Raw genomic sequence first — 1675 nt, forward strand, 5'->3', positions numbered from 1 at the left:
CCAGTGTTTTTTGGCAGTGCCATCAATAATTTTGGTGTCAGGGAATTGTTGCAGGGTGTCTTGGAATTGGCACCAGCGCCGCGTGAGCAGCGTGCCGTGGAGCGCATTGTTGATCCTTTGGAGGAGAAGGTTACCGGATTTGTGTTTAAGATTCAGGCCAACATGGATCCCAATCATCGGGATCGTGTGGCTTTTGTACGTTTATGTTCCGGTCATTTTGTACGCGGGATGAAGATGCGCCATGTACGCAGTGGCAAGATGCTGACTGTGCACAATCCGATGATGTTTTTGGCTCAGGATCGTGGTTTGGCCGAGGAGGCCTGGGCTGGTGACATCATTGGTATTCCCAACCATGGGGTATTGCGCATTGGCGATACCTTGACTGAGGGGGAGGATTTACACTTTTTAGGAATTCCCAACTTTGCTCCGGAGCTATTGCGGCGGGTACGAGCGGATGATCCTTTGCGTTTGAAACATTTAGGCCGGACTCTGGTGCAATTGGGTGAGGAGGGGGTGGCCCGGGTATTTAAGACGGAGCTGGGCTCGGATTGGATTATAGGGGTTGTTGGTGGTTTGCAGTTTGATGTGATTGCTGATCGGATTCGCACAGAATATAATATACCGGTTCATTTAGAGAGCACGAGTATTTATACAGCGCGCTGGTTGGAGTCGGATGACAGCAAGCTGATGAAGCGTTTTATGGATGCCAATATTGGCGAGCTGGCGCATGATCATGATGGTTGTCCGGTGTTTTTGGCGCGCAATGCTTGGCGTTTGGATAATGCGATTAAAGAGTGGCCAGGGATTCGTTTTTTGAAGATCAAGGAGTAGGTCTTCAGTAGAATTGCAAATAAATAGGGAGGTCCAGGAGGGGGATAATCTTCTCCTGGACCTCCATAATAGTTTGCTGATTTTCAAATGCGATTGCCCTGTGTTTTGGGTAGTGAATAGTTGCCAAATTTCCGATAAACTCCCCAGAGACCATACTACTTATTCTACCAAAAAGATATGACCATGACAGGACGTATCCCGAAACATACCGGATGGCAACGAATCGTTCGCGCCACTCTCTATTCGCTGCAAGGTCTTAAAGCAGCTTGGCAAAACGAGGCTGCCTTTCGCCAAGAGCTGTTATTGGTTGTACTCCTTACCCCACTTGCTCTGCAGATCGGCCATAACGCCACACAAAAAATTCTTTTGCTTGCTTCTCTTTTTATCGTGCTCATCACTGAGTTGCTCAATTCAGCTATCGAAGCAACTGTTGATCGCGGAGGCACTGAGTTTCATCCGTTGGCCGGACAAGCCAAGGATATTGGCTCTGCCGCCGTTTTTATCAGTTTATTGCTGGTTGTAGTAACCTGGAGTCTGGTTATCTGGGAAAATTGGCAATAGCCGTTGGGCAAAGAATTCAGCAGTGGCTTTTTTCAGCAAGCGATATCACTATTGCGTGCATAGTGTGGTGCGCTGGCCGACAAAACCATGGTGCAGCCGCACTCTGTGACTTGTTTTGGTTGGAGATCCAGCGTAACTATTCAGGTTCGTGATGGCTCGCCAGCTCTACCTCCATGGGGATGCTGTGCGGATTGGCGCAAAAATGTGCGCCAATCCGCACAGCTTGCTTCCATTAGGCGCTTAAGCCGACGCAAAGAGCGCGTCGGCTTAGTTTGAAAAGCGC

2 protein-coding genes are annotated in these 1675 nt (G+C 49.1%); both read left to right on the forward strand.

Annotated elements, in window-relative coordinates:
- Positions 1–831, forward strand: an 831-nt coding sequence (locus tag EJP87_RS15955; RefSeq protein ID WP_338140547.1) for an EF-Tu/IF-2/RF-3 family GTPase, incomplete at its 5' end; no start/stop codon positions are given.
- 183 nt (positions 832–1014) lie between these two features.
- Positions 1015–1392, forward strand: coding sequence for a diacylglycerol kinase (locus EJP87_RS15960; protein ID WP_130472840.1), 378 nt, complete (start codon positions 1015–1017; stop codon positions 1390–1392).
- The last annotated feature ends 283 nt before the right edge of the window (positions 1393–1675 follow it).

The organism is Candidatus Magnetaquicoccus inordinatus (genome assembly GCF_004217665.1).
Classification (GTDB): Bacteria; Pseudomonadota; Magnetococcia; order Magnetococcales; family Magnetaquicoccaceae; genus Magnetaquicoccus; species Magnetaquicoccus inordinatus.